The following is an 18,928-nucleotide window of genomic DNA, read 5'->3' as shown; positions in this document are numbered from 1 at the left end:
CGTTCTCAGCACGGTTGCCCCCGCGCTGCGGCGATATGAGCCATTCCAGCACATCTGAGTGCACAGTGGCAACATTGATGCGCGTCAGTGCTGATTCGATATAGCATCGCGGGCAGGGCAGTGTCACTCCGCACGGGCGTACGGCGCGGAGTGCTCACCATCCACCGGGCGGGCCGGGCAGCCTGCGGTGGTCACCGATTCGGGCGCGGCGGGGTTGACGCCGGCTCGGCGTCACCTGCGGCGTGCTGGTCCAGCGGCGAGCGCGGTGCTCCGTTCGCCGGCCGTGCGGCAATCGTCGGTTCCGTGCCTCGCGTCGGCATCGGACCAAACAGAACACCGAGGAGAAAGCACAGATGAACGACGTACCCGCTCGACCGAAACGCCGAACCAGGGGTGCCGCGAGGCTGCTTCTGGGCGGTGCCTGCGCCCTGGCGATCACCGTGTCCTCGATGGCCCTGACGACCTTCGCCCGCGCTGATCTCAGCGGACCGCCCGGGACCACCCTGAAAGCTGCCGCCGAACGTAGCGGCCGGTACTTCGGCGCCGCCATGGGGTCGGACCGTCTCACCGACTCGGGCTTCCTGACCATCGCGAGCCGTGAGTTCGACATGATGACGGCCGTCAACGAGATGAAGCCCGACGCGACCGAGCCCAACGCTGGCCAGTTCGACTTCCGTCGCGGTGACGCGATCTACAACTGGGCCAACGAGCGCGGCATGCGGTTCCGTGGTCACACCCTCGCCTGGCACGGCCAGCAGCCCAGGTTCTGGGGAAGTCTCAGCGGCAGCGCCCTGCGGGCCGCGATGATCAGCCACATCAACGGCGTCATGGCCCACTACAAGGGCAAATTCGCCTACTGGGACGTGGTGAACGAGGCCTACGCCGAGAACGGCAGCCGGCGATCGTCGAACCTGCAGGCCACCGGCAACGACTGGATCGAGGTGGCGTTCCGGACTGCGCGCGCCGCCGACCCGAGCGTGAAGCTGTGCTACAACGACTACAACATCGAGAACTGGACGTACGCGAAGACGCAGGGCGTCTACAACCTGATCAAGGACTTCAAGGCTCGGGGCGTCCCGGTCGACTGCGTCGGCCTCCAGACCCACTTCACCGGTGGCAGTTCGCTGCCGGGCAACTTCCAGCAGACGCTGTCCAGCTTCGCCGCCCTCGGGGTCGACGTGGCGTTGACCGAGGCGGACGTCACCAACGCCTCGACCAGTCAGTACCAGGGCCTGACCCAGGCCTGCATGAACGTCCCCCGCTGCGTCGGCATCACGACGTGGGGCATCCGGGACAGCGACTCCTGGCGCGGCAGCGAGAACCCTCTGCTCTTCGACCGCAACAGCAACCCCAAGGCGGCGTACACCGCTGTCCTCAACGCTCTCAACGCCGCCTCCACCACCGTGCCGGGTACGCCGCCGACCACTGCGCCGCCGACGACCGCTCCACCCACCACCGCGCCGCCGACGACCGCTCCGCCGACCACGGCTCCGCCGACCACTGCTCCGCCGACGACCGCTCCGCCGACCACTGCTCCGCCGGGTGCCTGCAGCGGGACGTACCGCATGGTCAACAGCTGGAACGGTGGCTTCCAGGGCGAAGTTACGGTGGCCAACAACGGCTCCGCCACCCTCAGCGGCTGGACCGTGCGACTGACGCTGGCCGGTGGGCAGACCATCGCCAACGTCTGGAGCGGCATCAACACCGGCACCAGCGGGACGGTAAGTGTCCGTAACGCCGACTACAACGGGTCTCTCGGCGCGAACGCCTCGACCACCTTCGGCTTCCTGGTCAACGGCAGCAGCACTACGGCGCCCAGCGGCCTCTCCTGCACCAGCCCCTGACCGCCGACACGTACCGGACCTCCGCGTCAGGACGCTGACCGGGCCCGGAGCCACCGGCTCCGGGCCCGGGTGCCGTCGTGGCCGGTCGAACCCGTCTGCCGGCCGGTCACCTGTCGACGCCCTTTCAGCAATCACCATCACGAGAACCGGAGCTGATGCTGTGGTGCCGGAACAGCTCGGATCGCCGCAGCGCGAAGACAACCGCGCCGCAGCGGCGTGAGCGGGAGCGCCGCAGCGTCAGATGGCCGGAAGGGTTCCTGCTGGCCCGGCCCCTGAGGTGGCGGACCAGCCCTCATGGAGGATGACCATGCGCAAATTCCTCGCGGTGTTCGGCACCGCCCTGATCCTCAGCACCGCGGTCGGCAGCGTTCCGGCCGGCGCGTCCGGTGCCTCCCGACCCTCGTGCCCCCGTGGCCTGCTCTTCTGCGAGGACTTCGAGAGGCTGCCCGCCGGAGGGCCCAGCACGGTGAACTGGGGCGTCGACACCCGCCACGGCACACTCACCGTCGAACGTGCCCGCCGGGGCAACCAGGTGCTGCACATCCACACGGTTGACAACGGACGCGCGTTCCTGCGCGTCGACGACTTCGCCGCGCCGGGCAACCGCTTCTACGGCCGGATGCGTCTGCGCGTCGACGCCTTCCCCACGGCCCCGGACTGGGCGCACTTCACGCTTGTGGAAGCGACCGGCACCGGCAGCGCGGAGGTCGTCCGTCCGGTGGGTGGCCAGTACGCGCCCACCGTCCCCGGAACCTTCTGGGGGGTCGGCGCCGACGGCGGCCCGACCGGCGACTGGACCAACTGGCGGGAGTCCGCCCCGGTCGCCGAGGACACCTGGCAGTGCTTCGAGTGGAAGATGGACGCGGCGGACAATGGCGTCGCCGTGTGGATCGACGGCGTGGCGAACCCGGAGCTGACCGCCTCGACGAGCGACCACGGTGGCAACGACGTTCCCTTCGTCCTGCCGACTGTCGACACGGTGAAGATCGGCTGGCAGCTCTACCAGGGCGGCACGACACCTGACGAGTTCGACCTCTGGATCGACGACATCGCCCTGTCGAGCAAGCGCCTCGGCTGCTGACCTCCAGCCCCGGGTGGCTCGGAGGGACGTCAGTCCCGATCGGCGTTCCTGCCGGGGTGCGGCTCTGCCACCGCACTCCGGCACCGGCGTCGCCAGGCTGGTCAGGCCGACGACGACGCCTTTGGAGCGCACGCGGGACAGTGCTGGGCGCGGTAGCGGTACGTCTGAAGGGCGCTCGCGGAGCGGCCAGCAGGTCACCGTCCCGCGTACGCTGCCCGGGTGCAGATCGACTTGGTTGCCCTGATTGTCGAGGAGTACGACCCCGCGATCGCGTTCTTCACCGGTGTACTCGGCTTCGACCTCGTCGAGGACTCTCCATCGCTCACCAATGACGGCCGGCCCAAGCGGTGGGTGGTCGTTCGGCCGCCGCGCGCCCAGACCGGGATCCTGCTCGCACGAGCCGACGGAGAACACCAACGCGCGGCAGCCGGCAACCAGGTAGCCGGCCGGGTCGGATTCTTCCTCCGCGTCGACGACTTCGACGCGGCCTACCGGCGGATGGTCGAGGCAGACGTCACCTTCGTCCGGGAGCCGCGGACCGAGCCCTACGGCCGGGTCGCGGTCTTCCTCGACATCGCCGGCAACCGGTGGGACCTGCTCGGGGCTGACTGACGTCGCAGGCGACCCCTTCGCGGACTGGTGGCCCGGCTCGCAGTTGTCCCACCGTCACGGACCGGGTGGGCCGTCCGCCGGCACGGCGTCCTGCGCGAACGACGCGCCGAGCACCGGTCCGGCCGGTGCCGCCCGCTCGGCGATCGGGAATGGCGGATCACCGACGACGGCGGGCCATCCACTGCCAGATGTGGGTGCCGTTGTGGCTCGGATCGTTGCGGGCCACGTAGATCCAGGACCAGTGGCCGGGGAACTGGTAGCCGTTCCAGACGACGTGGTCGTACAGGGTGACCAGTGCCCCACCGATGAGGTCGTGGGCGTGGATCGTGTTGGTCTCGGGCGGCACGGTGTCGTCGTCGCGTGAGGTGACAAGCCAGGTCGGGGTGTTGATCGTCGCCAGTTCCGCGTCGGTGATCAGCGGCGGGCCCTGCCCGTCGAGCGGCTCGACGACACCGCAGATCGGCACCGACGCGGCGAACAGGTCGGGATAGGTGACGGTCATCTCCAGGGTCATGTAGCCGCCGTTGCTGCAACCGACCACGTAGATCCGGTCGGGGTCGACGCGCCTGCGGCGGACCAGGTCCTGGACGATCTCGCGGATCAGCGGGGCGAACCGGGGACCGTCCTCCATCCAGTAGGAGGTGCTCTGCGGAGCGACGACGTACGCGCCGGAGAAGATCCGTTGCGCCTCCGGGGTGGCGAAGCCGAGTGCGCCGCGGTTGGCGCGCAGGGTGGTCTCGTTGTCGTAGTAGTCGTCGGGCAGCGACGCGCCCTCGCCGGCGCCATGCAGCCAGACGATCAGCGGCCGCCGACCGTGCCGGGGCGAGTGGTCGGGGGAGTAGAGCCGGTACTTGAGGCCCGAACCCGAGACGTGGTGGCTGAAGGCGTCCACCTCGGGGTTCGACAGCCGCCCCTGCACGAAGCGCGTGATGGTCACCGGTGAGCCGTGGCGCCGGGCGATCGGGGCGTTCTGCGTGATGGTGTAGACGAGGTCCAGCCGGACGTTGCGGCCCCTGCTCAGGATGTAGCCGAGGGTGCCACCGCCGGGTTGACCTTCGGCGTGGCTCAGCTCCAGCACGATGTTGCCGTGCCGGTCGAGGCGGGCCGCCCTAACCGTGCGGTCCAGGTCGTACTCGCTGAAGATCTGGTCGCCGGGAGCGATCGGGATCGGGCTGGTGGCCTTGGCGTGCACGCTGAACGTGCCGGGGTTCAGCCCGGCCGGGTCGATCGGCCCGAGCCGGCCGGTGTCGAGGGTGACCGAGGTGACCTGCTCGCCGCCGTCGAGTGTCGTCGCGTCGAGGGTGAAGCTCACGCTTGTGGGGTGGTGTCCACCGGCGTCGGCGGAGGCGGGCAGCGCCAGGCCGATGGCGGCGCCGGCGCCACCGGCGAGGACGCTGCGGCGAGTGACAGACGTGGACATGCGACGCCCCCGTACCTTGCGATGTAGATGTTCGTCTATGAATCTTCAACCTAGCGCCGCAGAGATCCGCTGGCAACCGGAGCCGGCTCGGGGTGTCGGCCGGCGGACCCGGTGCGTGCGAGCTTCCTTCCCTTGACGTGGGGGCCGCCATCTGTTGCAATTTATCCATGCAGATAACGCCGCAGGTAGATCGGAAGACACGGATCCTGGAGGCGGTCGTCGAGTTGCTGGCCGAGCACGGCTACGCGGGGGCGACGTTCGCGCGGATCGTCGAGACGGCACGGCTCAGCAGCACGCGGCTCATCACGTACCACTACGACACCAAGCAGGATCTGGTCGCCGCGGCGTTGCGCCACATCGGTGAGCGGGCGCAGCAGTTCATGGTCCCGGCGATCGAGGCCGAGACGTCGGCGCGCGGCAAGCTCGCCGCGTACCTGCGCTCGAACTTCCGCTTTCTCGGCGAACGACCGGCGTACGCGCGTGCCGCGGTCGAGATCGCCCGCAACCTGCCCCGGGAGACAGCGGACGCGGATCTTCGCGAGGACGTGCCGGTGGTGCTGCTGGCGCAGCTGTTCGTCTCTGGTCAGGAGTCCGGGGAGCTGCGCCGGTTCGACCCGGTGGTGATGGCGGTGACGGTCCGCGCCGCTGTCGATGCCGCCGTGGAGCGGTTCGCCACCGGAGACGGGATGGACCTGGCCGCCTACGCGGAGGAGTTGTGCGCACTCTTCGATCGCGCGATCACCATGGACCCGGCCTCCGGGGACCTCGGGGAGGTGCGCTCGTGAGGTTGGTCAACGACGACCCGAAGGACGCGACAGGCGCCGCCGAGGTGCGGGTGCGACGGGGTGCGCGCCGCGCTCTGGTCGGACGAGTCGTCGTCGACGCGGTCCTGCCGCTCGTCGTCTACTACGCGCTCCGCGCCATGGGCGCCGACGTGCTGGCCGCCACCCTCGCCGCGGGCGCGGTTCCCGCCGCGTACGCCGCCCTGGTCGCCGCGCGCAGCCGAAGGGTCGACGTCGCCGGCCTCGTCGTCGTCAGCCTGTTCGTCGCGGGAGGCGCGTTGAGCGTGGTCACCGGGGACGCGCGCCTGCTGTACGTCAAGGACGGGTGGCTCACCGGTCTGCTCGGCGCCTGGGTGCTGCTGTCGCTGACCATGAAGCGGCCGTTCATGCTCCACCTCGGCACGGCCATCGCCACGGCCAAGGTCGGCGATGCCGGCGCCGCGGCGTGGCAGCAGCGCTGGATCGACGATCCCGTCTTCCGGCGCCGGCTGCGCCTGGTGAGCGTGGTGGTCGGCGTCGTGCTGATGCTGGACGCGGTGGTCCGCGTCGCGATCGCCTCGGTGATCGACCTCGACGCGGTCGCGACGGTCACCAACGTGCAGTACGTCGTCATGCTCGCCGGGCTGCTGTCCTGGTTCTTCTGGTACACCGCACGACACGGGCTGCGCGCATGAGCACGACGACAAGAGCGCACGTCGCCGTCCTCGCCGTCGGGGCCACCGGCCACCTGCTTCCCGTACTCGACGTGATCACGGAATTGCGGGAGCGTGGGCATCGGGTCACCTGTTTCGCCCCGGACGTCGCGGCGCCCGCCGCGAGACGTGCCGGCGCGGACGTCGTCACGTACGAGTCGACGCTCGTCACACGCCCGTCGTCGTCGGTGCCGCCGAGCGACTTCGCGGTGTGGCTGCCGTTCGTGCTGCTGGCGGAGGCAGCCGCCGTCGTACCCCAGGTCATCCCCGTCCTGGGCGGCGACGTCCCCGACGTCCTGCTGTACGACCGGGCCGCCCACCCGGCCGGCCGCGCGCTGGCGCAGCTGCTCGACCGGCCAGCAGTGGCGTTGTTCCCGTCCTTCGCCCAGGGGCCGGCGTGGTCGCTGGCCGCGGCGACCGGTCAGACGAGCGTGCTCGACCCCGCGCATCCGGCCTTCACACCCTTGCAGGATCAGCTCGACCAGTTCTCCGCGCGCTGGGGAGTCGAGCGCAGCACCGTCCGCGACCTGGCCGAGGCGCGCGAGCGGCGATCGATCGCGTTCCTCCCGCGGTGGTTCCAGTGGAACGGGGACGAGTTCGGCACGGACCACCACTTCGTCGGACCGTGTCTGGGCTCGCGGCTCGGCACCGGCCCCGCGGGGCACGAACGGCTCGTGTACGTCAGCGCGGGCACCGCGGCCGCCGAGCCGGAATCGGTACGGTCACTGGTCCGCTCCGCGGCCGCCGCGGCACCGGAGCACCGGGTGCTCGTGTCCACCGGCGGGTTCCCGGTCGCCGCCCTCGGGAGGATGCCCGACCGGGTCGAGGCGCACGAGCACGTCGACCAGCTCGCGGCGTTGGCACAGGCCGACCTCTTCGTCACGCACGCGGGGATGGGCAGCGTCATGGAGGCCCTCTGGTTCGCCGTCCCGATGGTGTGCGCACCGCGTACGAGCGAGCAGCACCTCGTCGCGGCGCGGGTCGAGGCCCTCGGTCTCGGCGTGACCCTCCCGGACGGCGGTGGCCCGAGCGGTGACGAGGGCGTTGCCCGGAAGCGCGACCTCGCGGACGATCCGACGGTGCGCGAGCGGTTGCGCACCGCCTCGGCGAAGGTGCGGGCGGCCGGTGGGCGTCGAGCGGCGGCGGACGCGGTGGAGGCGGCCCTCGCACCCGATCGGTATGAGGTAGGCGCTTGACCGCGACCCCCGAAGATTCTGGGAGAATCTCTCTGGTTGGCGGCAACCTGCGGGCGGCGGATCGCATGTACCCCGGTGTGAGCGATGCTCGCCACGATCCACAAGGGTCCGACCGGCGTGCAGCTTCCGGATGCTGGCGGCGCATACGCTGCCCAGGAGAGGATCTTCGACAATGGCATTGAAGCGTTACCGGGCGGGTTCGGCGCTGGCCGGGCTCCTGCTGATGAGCACCAGCGGCTCGCCGGCCTCGGCGGCCTCCCCGACGGTGAACACGCCGGCCACGACCACGCTGACCACCCAGGGCCGCACCGCGGAGAGCTACACCGGCCTGATGAACGGCGAGTCGTTCCAGCAGGACGGCATCGTCTCGCACAAACGATGGCAGTACGCGGCGTTCTGGGACGACCAGGGCTACGTCAACGTCTCCCGACGTCCGACGAACGGCACGTGGCAGACCATCCGCCTGACGGACTACCGCACCACCACCACCGATTCACACAATGTGATCAGCATCGGGCTCTCGCACGTGGACGGAAGCATCCACCTGTCGTTCGACATGCATTCCCAGCGTTTCCGCTACCGCAGCTCGGTGGCCGGCATCGCCACCTCGCCGGACACCGCCACCTGGTCGCCGAGCATCTTCGGCGCCGTGCAGAACAACCTTGCCGGACGCGACATGGCCGTCATGACCTACCCGCAGTTCACCACCATGCCCGACGGCAATCTGCAACTGACGATCCGTACGGGGGAGAGCGGGAACGGCAACCAGGTCCTGTTCGAATATCGGGCTGGCGCGTGGAGCTTCGTCGGCAAGATCATGAATGGCACCACCCTCGGCAACAACGCCTACCTGTTCGGTTTCCAGTACGACGGGCAGGGCGTGCTGCACATGACCTGGACCGTCCGGGAGACCTTCGACGCGAGCAGCAACCACGATCTCTACTACGCGTACAGCACGGACCGGGGCCGAACGTGGCGCAGTGGTTCGGGTGCGCTGATCGGCACCGCCGACTCCAGCCCGATCTCGACGACAAACGCCGCGGCGCGGTTCTGGGCCATCGGACAGAACCGCGGCCTGATGAACCAGGAATCGCAGACCGTCGACTCGGCGGGAAACGTGCACGTCCTGGCCTCCCACCTACCGCCCTCGGCGCCCAGTGACGCCGTCTTCACCAATGCCCGCACCAGCGCCGTGCTCGTCCACTACTGGCGCGAGGCTGCTACCGGCCAGTGGCGCCAGCGGATCCTCGGCTACCAGGCGGGCGTCAGCCGCGGCGACATCGGCGTCGATTCCCGGGACAACCTGTTCGTGGTCAGCGCCGCCTCGGACACGGGCGTGTTGCAGGTCGCGACGGCGTCGCGCGCTTCGGGTTGGTCGGACTGGGCCGTGCGCTACCGGTCCGCGGGGACCTTCACCTCCGATCCGCTGCTCGACCACCGACTGCTGAAGTCCAACAACATCGCCAGCGTCTTCGCGCCCCATCAGGGCGGTAGCCGGATCGACGTCCTGAACTTCACAAGCGCCGGGAACTGACGAACCCGTCAGGGGGGCCACGAGCGGGAGCAGCCCTCGGCTCCCGCTCGTGGCGCGGTCATCGCGACCGTACCCCCGGCTCGGTCAACGGGACGTAGCCGAGTCGACGCGGAGCAACCGCGCGACGGCGTCCGGGCGGTCCAGTGGCACGAGGTGGCCGCTGCGGGCGATCAGCTCACCGGAGAGGTCCTCGGCAATGGGGGTGAGCTGCCGGTTGAGCAGGTCGCCGACGGTGTTGCCGCCGACGGCAAGGGTGGGCATGGTCAGCCGGCCGGCGGCGGCGATCGCTGCCGCGTTCTGCTCGGCGGCGCGGTAGTAGCCGAAGCCGCAGCGCAGCGCCTCACGACCGGTGTACGCACTGACGAATGCGTCTCGGACTTCCGAGGGCACCCCCCGGCGCTCAAAGGTGCCGGCCGTCAGGAACCAGTCCAGGTACTCGGCCTCGTGGCCTTCGAGCACCGTCTCGGCCAGCCCCGGTGCCGAGTGGAAGCCGAACCACCACGGCGGCGCCGGGAAGCCGCCGGGCAGGCCGGGCAGCGTCGCCTCCATCAGCACCAGGCGGCGTACCCGGGCCGGATGCAGGGCGCCGAGCAGGAAAGCAGCGGGTACGCCCGCGTCCAGGGCCACTATCTCGGTCTGCTCGACCCCCAGCGCGTCGAGCAGGCCGAGCATGTCATCGGCGCCGGTCGCCGCGTCGAAGCCGTCCGCCGCGCGGGCGCTGTCGCCGAGCCCTCGTAGGTCTGGTGCGATGACGCGGCGCCGTCCGCCCAGCAACGGCAGCACCTCGCGCCAGACCTGCCAGGTGTGCGGCCAGCCGTGCATCAGCAGCACCGGTGGGCCCGTGCCGTCCAGGGCGACGTTCAGCTCGGTGCCGTTTGTCCGGATCCTGCGCAATTCCATGACTGATCCCTTGCTGGTTACCATTGGTTACCTGCTCAACATGGGAGATTCCTGATGGCCTGGCAAGAGAGCACTTTCGCGCCACCTGGTGAGCCCGGGGTAACCGGGGACCTCTTCAGCCCGGACTGCCCGACCCGGCAGCTGCTCGACCGGATCGGCGACAAGTGGACGTCGATGCTGATCAAGGTGCTGGCGGAGAGCCATCCGGAAGAGCTCGGATTCGCGGAGCTACGCCGCCGCGCCCCCGGGGTGTCGAACAAGATGTTGTCGCAGACGCTGCAGAGCCTGTGCCGCGACGGTCTGGTCACCCGCCGGGTCGAGGCGAGCGTGCCGCCACGGGTGCACTACGCGCTGACCAGCCTGGGTCTCTCCCTGGACGCCCCACTGGCAGCGGTCCGAGCGTGGGCCGAGCAGCACATCTCAACAATCGAAGCGAGCCGTCGGAGCCAGGGCGGCCAGCCAGGCGTGACCGGGATGCACCTGCCTCAGTAGTGTGGACAGTGTCTCGCGTTGGCCGTGCGCCAGCAGCGGGAGAACGCTGTCGAAGTCCGTCTGGTCCTTCGGGCGTACGTGCTTGGCCTTGAAGAGAAGGACGAGCTCAGGGATCAGGTAGGGGATCCGGTCCGAGGTGTGCCTGATGATCTCGGCATAGGGGAGCCTGATCGTCGCGTCCCTCCGGCAGATCCACTCGTCCCCGTCGTGCGGCTCCCGGAAGACATCGAGCAGGTAGCGTCCCGTCTCCGGCTCGCGCAGCCACGTCTGCCACGTGGCGCCCAGCACCTGTGGCGTCGCCGACTCCCAGATGCGACCAGAGTCGACCGCGTCGAACGTGAACTCGGAGAGCCGCTCGCGGATCTCCGGGAACCGTCCGGCCGGTACGGCGATCTCGATGTCGTGGTGGTCGCGGGTCTGCTCACCGCGGTACAGGTCCAATGCCCAGCCTGCCGCGACATACCAGGGCGCGGAGATCCCGGCCAAGCGGCGTGCGACATCGCGCGGCTTCCAACAGTGCGCCCAGCGGGCTTCGAGTGCCTCGGTGTCGTCAGGCGAGACCTCGATACCGCCGCCGGGTGATCCGGCGTCCATCCGCTGACGATATCCGGGGACGTTCATGTCACGGCGGTGGTGGCCGGCCACGCGTAGTTGTACACGATGTAGCCCCGGTAGACGGCGAGCTTGTCGTACAGGGCGCGGGCGTCGGCGTCGATCTCGGTGTTCCAGTAGAGGCGTGGGGCGCCATGCTCGTCGCCATCCCTGGCCACCCACTCGATCATCGCCGTCGCGATGCCTCGCCGTCGTACGTCCGGATCCACGAACAAATCCGCCAGGTAGCAGCGCCCGGCACCCCAGACGCTGGCGTGGAACAGGTAGTGCGCGATGCCGACCATCGTGCCGTCGAGCCGCGCACAGATGCCACGGATCTGCTCTCCGTCGACCAGGCGTTGCCAAGTCCGTTCGTAGCCGTCGTCGTCGACCTCGGTCGCGGGCCGACCCGGCCGCCCGGCCCAGTGCGCGTGGAAGCGTCGGGTCAACCCTTCCCACTCGTCGCGATCGGGTTCGGTCAACGGGCCAATGGTCAGCACGCTGCCATCCTCACATCGCCCCCGGCGCCCGGCGTACCCGGAGCGAACTCATGCCCCCCGGCAGCGGGATGCACCTGGCAGGATGCGCGCGTGCGTTTTCGGCTCTTCCTCCTGTCCGCTGCGGCCTCCTGCGCCGCCTTCCATGTGGCGGGCGTCCTGACGGCCCGTCCGATCTGGCGTTACGCCGAGGTGTTGAGCATCGGTCTGCTCCTCGCCTGCGCCCTGGTCAGCCGATCGCCCAGTTCCCGATGGGCGCTGGGGACAGCCCTCGCGGTCGTGCTCGTGGACGCGGTCCGCACGACGCCTGTTCCTCCGGACAGGAGTGACTACGGCTGGATGGCGTTCGGACCCGGCCCGCAGCCCGAGGCGCCGTCCGCGTTGGAGTTTGCGCTCTCCCTCTGTTGGCCGTCGCTGACCGCGGTACTGGTGCTGCTCGTCGCGTGGCGCCGCGGTGGCTGGCAGCGACGGACGGTGGCGCCGGGTGTCGTGGGGGCAGCGCTGATCATCGGGTACGCGACCGTCCGTATCGTCAGTATTCGGCATGCCGTTGTCGCTGAACCTCCGCGAGGGGCCGGCACCGATGTGGCCGAGCTGACGACGGCCGTGAGCATGGCGGTCCTGCCGCCCCTGGCCCTCGGGATCGCCGCGCTGGCACTCGCCTCGGCGCTGGCCGGCCATGGTCGGTGGCTCGCCTCGAGCGGCGCGACGTTGCTGGCCCTCCTGGCGCTGCCACTGATGGACACCTGCATCGGCATGGTCCCGATGCCCCTGTCCGCGGGCAGCGACACCGCCGTCTTCGCCTGGTACGCCATCACGCCCACGCTGTCCATGCCGCAGCCGGTGCCGGCGCTCACCGCGGTGGTCGAACTGACCGGGTACCTGCTGCTCGTCGCGGGCCTCACCACGTCGTCCCGTCGGGAGGGCGCGTTACCGGCGAGTGCCTGAGAGGGCCTGCTGACGCTTGCCCCCTCTGGCCCGGAAGGCGGCGAAACGTCGGCATTGGCGCGTGGTGAACGACGGGTATCCCGAACGGGGTTCCTGCGTCGATCATTGCCCGGAGATAGACATGAGTCGCTCTCACCTCCTGGCGGATCGCCCGGGCGCGGAGGACGAGACATCGGCACCGGAAGCCGGGCGTGACCGAACGGCCCGACTCCGCGTCCCCGGAGGATCGCCATGCCCCGTCCCGCTGTCCGTAACCGGCTCGCGGCGTTCACCGCCGCCGTCCTGACCGCGAGCGCCCTGACGGTGACCCCGTCGTCACCGGCGCTGGCCGCCAGCACCTTCGCCGCCAACGACTACTGCCTCGGCCAGTGCGCCGACATCCTGCCCCCCGGGCAGAACGGCAACGCCACGCTTGTCGCCATCCTGGCGCACCAGGCGCTCGGCACCCGCCCGGCGCACTCCAGCGACCAGCTCGACGAGTACGCGAACCTGGTCTACAACTACGCCGGGCTGACCGACGAGCAGATCGCCCAGTTCTACAACGACTCCTCGTTCGGCGTGCCGGCCGCGCAGGTGGAGAGCACCGTCTCGCCGCGCGCCGACGTCACCATCGTGCGGGACAGGGCCACCGGTGTCCCGCACGTCACCGGCACCACCCGCGCCGGCACGATGTTCGGCGCCGGCTACGCCGGGGCCCAGGACCGGCTCTGGGTGATGGACCTGCTGCGGCACGTCGGTCGCGGCAACGTCACCTCGTTCGCCGGCGGCGCCCCCGGCAACCGGGAGCTGGAGCAGAGCGTCTGGGCCAACTCGCCCTACACAGAGGCGGACCTCCAGGCCCAGGTGGACGCGCTGCGCACCAAGGGCGCCCGGGGCCAGCAGCTCTACACCGACGTGGTCGACTACATCGCCGGCATCAACGCCTACATCGACAGGTCGATCGCCGACGACAACTACCCGGGCGAGTACGTGCTCGCCGGCGCCGGTAAGCCGAAGCACTTCACCATGACCGACCTGATCGCCACCGCAGGCGTGATCGGCGGGCTGTTCGGTGGCGGCGGCGGCAGCGAGATCCAGTCCGCGCTGGTCCGGGTGGCCGCCCGGGCCAAGTACGGCGCAGCCGAGGGTGACCGGGTCTGGGCGGCGTTCCGCTCGCAGAACGACCCGGAGACCGTGCTCACGCTGCACGACGGGCAGAGCTTCCCGTACGGGGCGACGCCACCGGGCGCGACAAGCGCGGTGCTCCCCGACGCCGGCTCGGTGGTCGCCGAGCCCCTCGCGTACGACGCCAGCGGCGGGGCCGCCGCTCGGACCGGCACCAGCACCGCTACCAAGGAGCTGCTGGGCGGCCTGTCCAACCTGCGTGCGCACGGCATGTCCAACGCGGTGGTGGTCTCCGGGCGGCACACCACCACCGGTAACCCGGTCGCCGTGTTCGGGCCGCAGACCGGCTACTTCGCGCCGCAACTGCTGATGCTCCAGGAGTTGCAGGGGCCCGGCATCAGCGCCCGCGGCGCCGCGTTCGCCGGGCTCAACCTCTACGTGCTGCTCGGGCGGGGCCAGGACTACGCGTGGAGCGCCACCTCCGCCTCCCAGGACCTGACCGACACGTACGCGGTGCCGCTGTGCACCACCGACGGCAGCGCGCCGACGCTGCGCACCAACCGCTACCTCTACCACGGGCAGTGCCTCGCCATGGAGGCGCTGGAGCAGCGCAACTCGTGGTCCCCGACGCTCGCCGACTCCACCCCGGCCGGCTCGTACACGCTGCGCGCGTTGCGCACGAAGTACGGGCTGGTGGCCTACCGGGGCCTGGTGAACGGGCAGCCGACCGCGTTCACCAAGCTGCGCTCGACCTACCGGCACGAGGCCGACTCGGCGATCGGCTTCCAGGCCTTCAACGACCCGTCGGCGATGGGCGACGCGGCAGCGTTCCAGGCGTCCGCGGCGAGCGTCGGGTACGCGTTCAACTGGTTCTACGTCAACTCGACCGAGGCGGCGTACTACAACTCCGGCTCGAACCCGGTCCGTCCGTCCACTGCCGACCCGAACCTGCCCACGAAGGCCGAGCCGGCGTACGAGTGGGCCGGCTGGAACCCGGACACCAACGACGCCACGTACGCCCCCGCGTCGGCGCATCCGCAGTCGGTGAACCAGGACTACTACGTCAGCTGGAACAACAAGCAGGCGAAGGACTTCGGGGCGGCGGACGGCAACTTCAGCTTCGGCTCCGTACACCGGGCTCAGTTGCTCGACGGCCCGGTGCGTGCCGCGATCGCCCAGCGCAAGCTCGGCCGCGCCGACGTCGTCAAGATCATGGCGGATGCGGCGGTGACCGACCTGCGCGGCCAGCAGGTCCTCGGCGACCTGCTGCGGGTGTTGGACAGCGCGGCGATCACGGATCCGGCGCTTGTCGACGCGGTGGGCAAGCTGCGCGCCTGGCAGCAGGCCGGCACCCGTCGGGTGGAGACGTCCCCCGGCTCCAAGGTCTACCAGCACGCCGACGCCATCCGGATCTTCGACGCCTGGTGGCCGCTGCTGGCCTCGGCGGAGTTCCGCTCCGGCCTCGGCCCGGACCTCTACGCCGCGCTCGTCGACGCCATCGAGGTGAACGAGGCGCCGTCGGGCGGCCAGAACGGGGGCCGCGACGGCGCGGCGAGCTGGGCGTCGCAGGGGCAGGCGCACAAGGGCTCGTCGTTCCAGCACGGCTGGTGGGGCTACGTCGACAAGGACCTGCGGACCGTGCTCGGCGATCCGGTGGCCGGTGGGCTGGGCCGCGCGTACTGCGGCGGCGGCAACCTCGGCACCTGCCGGCAGTCGCTGCTCGACGCGCTCGGCCAGGCCGCCGCGCTGCCGGCCACCACCGTGTACCCCCCGGGCGACAAGTCCTGCGGGGCCGGCGACCAGTGGTGCGCCGACTCGATCGCCCAGTCCGGCCTCGGCGGCATCACCCACCCGCTGATCGCCTGGCAGAATCGCCCCACCTACCAGCAGGTCGTCTCGTTCCCGGCGCACCGGGGCGACGACGTCACCAACCTGGCCCAGGGCCGCCCGGCCACCGCGTCGAGCACACAGTTCCTGACCAGCTACACCCCGGGCAAGGCGGTCGACGGCAGCCTCGACAGCCGGTGGGCCAGCAGCTACAACGACAACCAGTGGCTCCGGGTCGACCTCGGCGCGGCCCGCACGGTCAGTCGGGCGGTGCTGCGCTGGGAGTCCGCGTACGGCACCTCGTACCGGATCGAGGTCTCCGGCGACGGCAGCTCCTGGACGCCGGTGTTCACCACCACCACCGGCAACGGCGGCGTCGACAACGCCACCTTCGCCCCGGTCACCGCCCGCTACGTGCGGGTGTACGGGGTAAAGCGGGCCACCTCGTACGGGTTCTCGCTCTACGAATTCGAGCTGTACGGGAAGTGACAGTGCCCGGAGGGGTCGGCGGGAATCGCTCGCCGGCTCCTCCGGTGCGCAGCGGGCCCGATTAACGGGACGGCTGCACGAGGAACGATTTGACGTGTTCCAGAGCCATGTCCAGTGCGACTTCCATGGGTGCGACGTCGTGCGCGGCGTTCGCCAACAGGTAGCCGCCTTGCAGAGCGGCCATCAATCCCGTGGCCAACTTTTCCGGGTCGGCATCCCGGCGCAGTAGACCGCTGTCGCGCATCCGGTGCAGACCATCACTGATCAGCCTTTCCCATGCCGCGAACGTCTCCGACAGCGAGGATCGAGCCTGCTCGTCCTGATCGGACAGCTCGAGCGCCATTGACCCGAGGCCGCACCCGTACCTGCCGTTGTTCAGCGAGTTTGCCTGGACCAGCGCGTTACGCCACCGGACCAGGCCCGAGAACGATCTCAGTCGTTCGAGCCCTGCCCGTTCACGCTGAAGCACGAGCGCGCCCCGATAGGTGACCAGGGCGCGCACGAGTTCCTGCTTGTCGGCGAAGTGGTGGTAGAGCTGAGACTTGCTCGTCTGGCTTGCCTCGCGGATGTCGTCGAGGGTCGTCGCGTTCACTCCGCGCACGAGCATCAGCCGGTTCGCCGCCTCGAGGATCCGCTCTCGCGTCGCGATGCCCCGTTGACTGATCCTCCGCCTGTTCGTCGGCGCAGCCACCTGCTCATCGCTCATCTGTCAAGTCTATCCAGCGGGCCAGATGATCTAGGATGATCGGGACCTCGGAGTCCATCCGCCGTCAGGTCGAATTCACGTGACAGTAAAGCCGGGATCATCGTCGGCGCGTGCCTAGCTGGACCGTTTCGTCCTGAACCCACAAGTTTCTGCTGTTGCGGGGCCGCGCGTCGTGAGCGGCCCACCGGCGTCCACCTCTGCCCGGACCGGCGCGCGGACCCGGGGTCCGCGCGCCGGAGGTGTCAGGCCGTCGCCCGCTTCGGAAGCTTCCACCCGGGGCGGGGGAAGTGGCAGGTGTATCCGTCGGGGTAGGTCTGCAGGTAGTTCTGGTGCTCAGGCTCGGCCTCCCAGAAGTCACCTGCCGGGGTGACCTCGGTGACGACCTTGCCGGGCCACAGACCCGAGGCGTCGACGTCGGCGATGGTGTCCTCGGCGACCCGCTTCTGCTCGTCGCTGGTGTAGAAGATCGCCGAGCGGTAGCTGACGCCGATGTCGTTACCCTGGCGGTTCTTCGTCGAAGGATCGTGGATCTGGAAGAAGAACTCGAGCAGCGCGCGGAAGTCGGTCCGGTCGGTGTCGTAGACGACCTCGATGGACTCGGCGTGGGTGCCGTGGTTGCGGTAGGTGGCGTTCGGGACGTCGCCACCGCTGTAGCCGACGCGTGTGGACACGACGCCGGGCTGGCGGCGGAACAACTCCTCCATGCCCCAGAAGCAGCCGCCGGCGAGGATTGCCTTTTCGGTGTTCACGTCGTCTCCTTGCCTGTCGTCGTGCTGGGTCACCTGGGTACTCAGAACTGCGGAGTCAGGTGGAGCGCACCGGACCCGCTAGTACTGCAACGGCAGTTGGTCAGGGGTAGCCGTGTCGTCGGTAGTGGCAGGTTCGGGCTTGGTGTTGGCGTCGTCGGCGCCATCGCGACCAGGCCCAGACGTGCTCGGGTGGGTGGGTTGATCGCACTATGAGTGCGGTGAGCAGTCTTCGGATCTCCGGTACCGTGTAGCCGATCATCATGTCGTCGCCGGGACTGGATCCCCTTTTGCGGTAAGGGATCGGGCCACGGACAGCCAGGCGTGAGCGGCCATGGACAGGGTGATGTGGGCGTACCAGGCTCGCCAGTCGCGGACCTGGTATTCGTCGAGGCCGGCTTCGTTCTTGGCCTGCTGGAAACACTCCTCGATCGCCCAACGGGCTCCCGCGATGCGGGCCAGGTCGAGCAGTCGGGTGCGGCGGGGTCCGTAGCAGACGTAGTAGGCGATCTCCCCGGTGGTCATGCTGCGCCGGGCCAGGAGCCAGTGGCCCCGGCCGGGTTGCCAGCAGATCCGCACCGGCACCCGCGCCCACCAGTACTCGCGCGGGCCGTGGGCGCCCGCGCCGGCGGACAGCCGGCACCACGCCCGGGCCGGCAGAGCGGCGATCAGCTTGTCTGCTCGGCAGGTGCCCATCGTGGTGGTGATCATGTCGTCGTTGCGGCGGGTCGCGACCACATAACCCACACTCCCGGTGTTCCAACCACGACCCGCAACGATTTCGACTGCCCGTAGGCCTCGTCCATCGTCACCCACCCGACCGGCACCCCGGCATCCAACGCGCGGGCCAGCATCTCCCGGGCCATCTGCACCTTCGTGGCGAACTGCACCGCGTCCGGGATCCCCGCGGCCCGGCACCGGTCCCGGTCATCGGTCCACGACGCCGGAAGGTAGAGCTGCCGATCGATCAGCGCGTGGCCCTTCGCTGAGCGGTAGGCCAGGAACGCACCGACCTGGCAGTTCTCCGTCCGCCCGGCGGTGCCGGAATACTGACGCTGCACTCCGGCCGACCGGGTGCCCTTCTTCAGGAACCCGGTGTCGTCGACGATCAGCACTCCGGCCGGGTCGCCGAGGTGCTCGACCACGTAGTCCCGCACATCGTCGCGGACCGCGTCGACGTCCCAGTCCGCCCACCGCAACAACCTTTGCATCCCGTCGGCGACGCATCCCCGGCCTGCTCAGCCAAGGTCCAGCCGTTCTTACGACCCAGACCAGAGACCAGCCCACACAGGTACTGACGGACCCGCAGCCGCGGCTCCGACCGCCGAAACCTGGGCCCGATCCGGGCATGCAGCCGGTCCAACTCTCCATGCCAACGATCGACATCAACATCCGTCACAGTCGGACCAACGAACACGAGTCGAACTCGATTCGCCTACTGCCGTTGCAGTACTAGGCCCCGTCGGC

General features: G+C 69.7%; 16 protein-coding genes and 1 pseudogene. 10 read left to right on the top strand and 7 right to left on the bottom strand.

The genetic code is table 11. The features are described 5' to 3' along the window. Window positions 1–353 precede the first annotated feature (353 nt). The 3 genes from MILUP08_RS22825 (at window position 354) to MILUP08_RS22815 (ending at window position 3,537) form a co-directional block, all read left to right on the top strand. Window positions 354–1,844 (top strand): endo-1,4-beta-xylanase, encoded by a 1,491-nt coding sequence (locus MILUP08_RS22825; protein ID WP_007462097.1) that lies wholly within the window; start codon window positions 354–356, stop codon window positions 1,842–1,844. 307 nt (window positions 1,845–2,151) lie between these two features. Continuing rightward, window positions 2,152–2,925 carry a hypothetical protein gene (locus MILUP08_RS22820; protein WP_007462094.1) on the top strand — a complete coding sequence of 258 codons (774 nt, stop codon included), beginning with the start codon at window positions 2,152–2,154 and terminating at the stop codon, window positions 2,923–2,925. Between the two features lie 219 nt (window positions 2,926–3,144). Further along, the gene (locus MILUP08_RS22815) at window positions 3,145–3,537 is read left to right on the top strand and encodes a VOC family protein (protein ID WP_007462092.1); all 393 of its coding nucleotides are present in this window, start codon (window positions 3,145–3,147) and stop codon (window positions 3,535–3,537) included. A 157-nt stretch (window positions 3,538–3,694) separates the two neighbouring features. Here the strand turns inward: MILUP08_RS22815 and MILUP08_RS22810 are convergent, their stop codons facing one another. Then, window positions 3,695–4,957 (bottom strand): prolyl oligopeptidase family serine peptidase, encoded by a 1,263-nt coding sequence (locus MILUP08_RS22810; protein WP_007462089.1) that lies wholly within the window; start codon window positions 4,955–4,957, stop codon window positions 3,695–3,697. Window positions 4,958–5,124: 167 nt separating this feature from the next. Here MILUP08_RS22810 and MILUP08_RS22805 point away from each other — a divergent pair, with 167 nt between their 5' ends. From MILUP08_RS22805 to MILUP08_RS22790, 4 genes are all read left to right on the top strand, one after another. After that, a complete protein-coding gene (locus tag MILUP08_RS22805; RefSeq protein WP_007462080.1) occupies window positions 5,125–5,742 on the top strand; it encodes a TetR/AcrR family transcriptional regulator in 618 nt (205 codons plus the stop codon). After that, window positions 5,739–6,413, top strand: coding sequence for a VC0807 family protein (locus MILUP08_RS36055; RefSeq protein ID WP_007462078.1), 675 nt, complete (start codon window positions 5,739–5,741; stop codon window positions 6,411–6,413). Before MILUP08_RS22805 ends, MILUP08_RS36055 begins: the two co-directional genes overlap by 4 nt. Then, window positions 6,410–7,627, top strand: coding sequence for a nucleotide disphospho-sugar-binding domain-containing protein (locus tag MILUP08_RS36050; RefSeq protein ID WP_007462072.1), 1,218 nt, complete (start codon window positions 6,410–6,412; stop codon window positions 7,625–7,627). The genes MILUP08_RS36055 and MILUP08_RS36050 overlap by 4 nt, the downstream gene beginning before the upstream one ends. Window positions 7,628–7,799: 172 nt before the next feature. Beyond that, window positions 7,800–9,161, top strand: coding sequence for a BNR repeat-containing protein (locus MILUP08_RS22790; protein WP_007462065.1), 1,362 nt, complete (start codon window positions 7,800–7,802; stop codon window positions 9,159–9,161). A gap of 84 nt (window positions 9,162–9,245) precedes the next feature. Here the strand turns inward: MILUP08_RS22790 and MILUP08_RS22785 are convergent, their stop codons facing one another. Continuing rightward, complete coding sequence (locus MILUP08_RS22785; protein WP_144056994.1) at window positions 9,246–10,061, bottom strand: alpha/beta fold hydrolase; 816 nt, start codon at window positions 10,059–10,061, stop codon at window positions 9,246–9,248. Between the two features lie 54 nt (window positions 10,062–10,115). Between MILUP08_RS22785 and MILUP08_RS34790 the strand changes: the two genes are divergently transcribed. Continuing rightward, window positions 10,116–10,553 (top strand): winged helix-turn-helix transcriptional regulator, encoded by a 438-nt coding sequence (locus MILUP08_RS34790; protein ID WP_007462061.1) that lies wholly within the window; start codon window positions 10,116–10,118, stop codon window positions 10,551–10,553. Here the strand turns inward: MILUP08_RS34790 and MILUP08_RS22780 are convergent. Both MILUP08_RS22780 and MILUP08_RS22775 read right to left on the bottom strand, forming a co-directional pair. Next, window positions 10,482–11,198 carry a nucleotidyltransferase domain-containing protein gene (locus tag MILUP08_RS22780; protein WP_237747172.1) on the bottom strand — a complete coding sequence of 239 codons (717 nt, stop codon included), beginning with the start codon at window positions 11,196–11,198 and terminating at the stop codon, window positions 10,482–10,484. The genes MILUP08_RS34790 and MILUP08_RS22780 overlap by 72 nt on opposite strands. Continuing rightward, window positions 11,171–11,626 (bottom strand): GNAT family N-acetyltransferase, encoded by a 456-nt coding sequence (locus MILUP08_RS22775; protein ID WP_237747171.1) that lies wholly within the window; start codon window positions 11,624–11,626, stop codon window positions 11,171–11,173. The genes MILUP08_RS22780 and MILUP08_RS22775 overlap by 28 nt, the downstream gene beginning before the upstream one ends. 108 nt (window positions 11,627–11,734) lie before the next feature. Here MILUP08_RS22775 and MILUP08_RS22770 point away from each other — a divergent pair, with 108 nt between their 5' ends. Together MILUP08_RS22770 and MILUP08_RS22765 are read left to right on the top strand one after the other, a co-directional pair. Further along, window positions 11,735–12,589, top strand: a complete 855-nt coding sequence (locus MILUP08_RS22770; RefSeq protein WP_007462048.1) for a hypothetical protein — start codon at window positions 11,735–11,737, stop codon at window positions 12,587–12,589. Between the two features lie 231 nt (window positions 12,590–12,820). Then, entirely contained in the window at window positions 12,821–16,009 is a 3,189-nt protein-coding gene (locus MILUP08_RS22765; RefSeq protein WP_007462047.1) for a penicillin acylase family protein, read from the top strand. Window positions 16,010–16,070: 61 nt separating this feature from the next. Here the strand turns inward: MILUP08_RS22765 and MILUP08_RS22760 are convergent, their stop codons facing one another. From MILUP08_RS22760 to MILUP08_RS22750, 3 genes and pseudogenes are all read right to left on the bottom strand, one after another. Then, entirely contained in the window at window positions 16,071–16,715 is a 645-nt protein-coding gene (locus MILUP08_RS22760) for a TetR/AcrR family transcriptional regulator (RefSeq protein WP_007462046.1), read from the bottom strand. Between the two features lie 242 nt (window positions 16,716–16,957). Further along, window positions 16,958–17,464, bottom strand: a complete 507-nt coding sequence (gene msrA / locus MILUP08_RS22755; RefSeq protein WP_007462044.1) for a peptide-methionine (S)-S-oxide reductase MsrA — start codon at window positions 17,462–17,464, stop codon at window positions 16,958–16,960. A gap of 258 nt (window positions 17,465–17,722) precedes the next feature. Then, window positions 17,723–18,860: pseudogene (locus MILUP08_RS22750) on the bottom strand (IS701 family transposase). Between the last annotated feature and the right edge of the window lie 68 nt (window positions 18,861–18,928).

The organism is Micromonospora lupini str. Lupac 08, from assembly GCF_000297395.2.
Lineage (GTDB): Bacteria > Actinomycetota > Actinomycetes > Mycobacteriales > Micromonosporaceae > Micromonospora > Micromonospora lupini.
The sequence above is the reverse complement of the archived record's forward strand: the minus strand, read 5'-3'. Positions and strand labels throughout refer to the sequence as shown.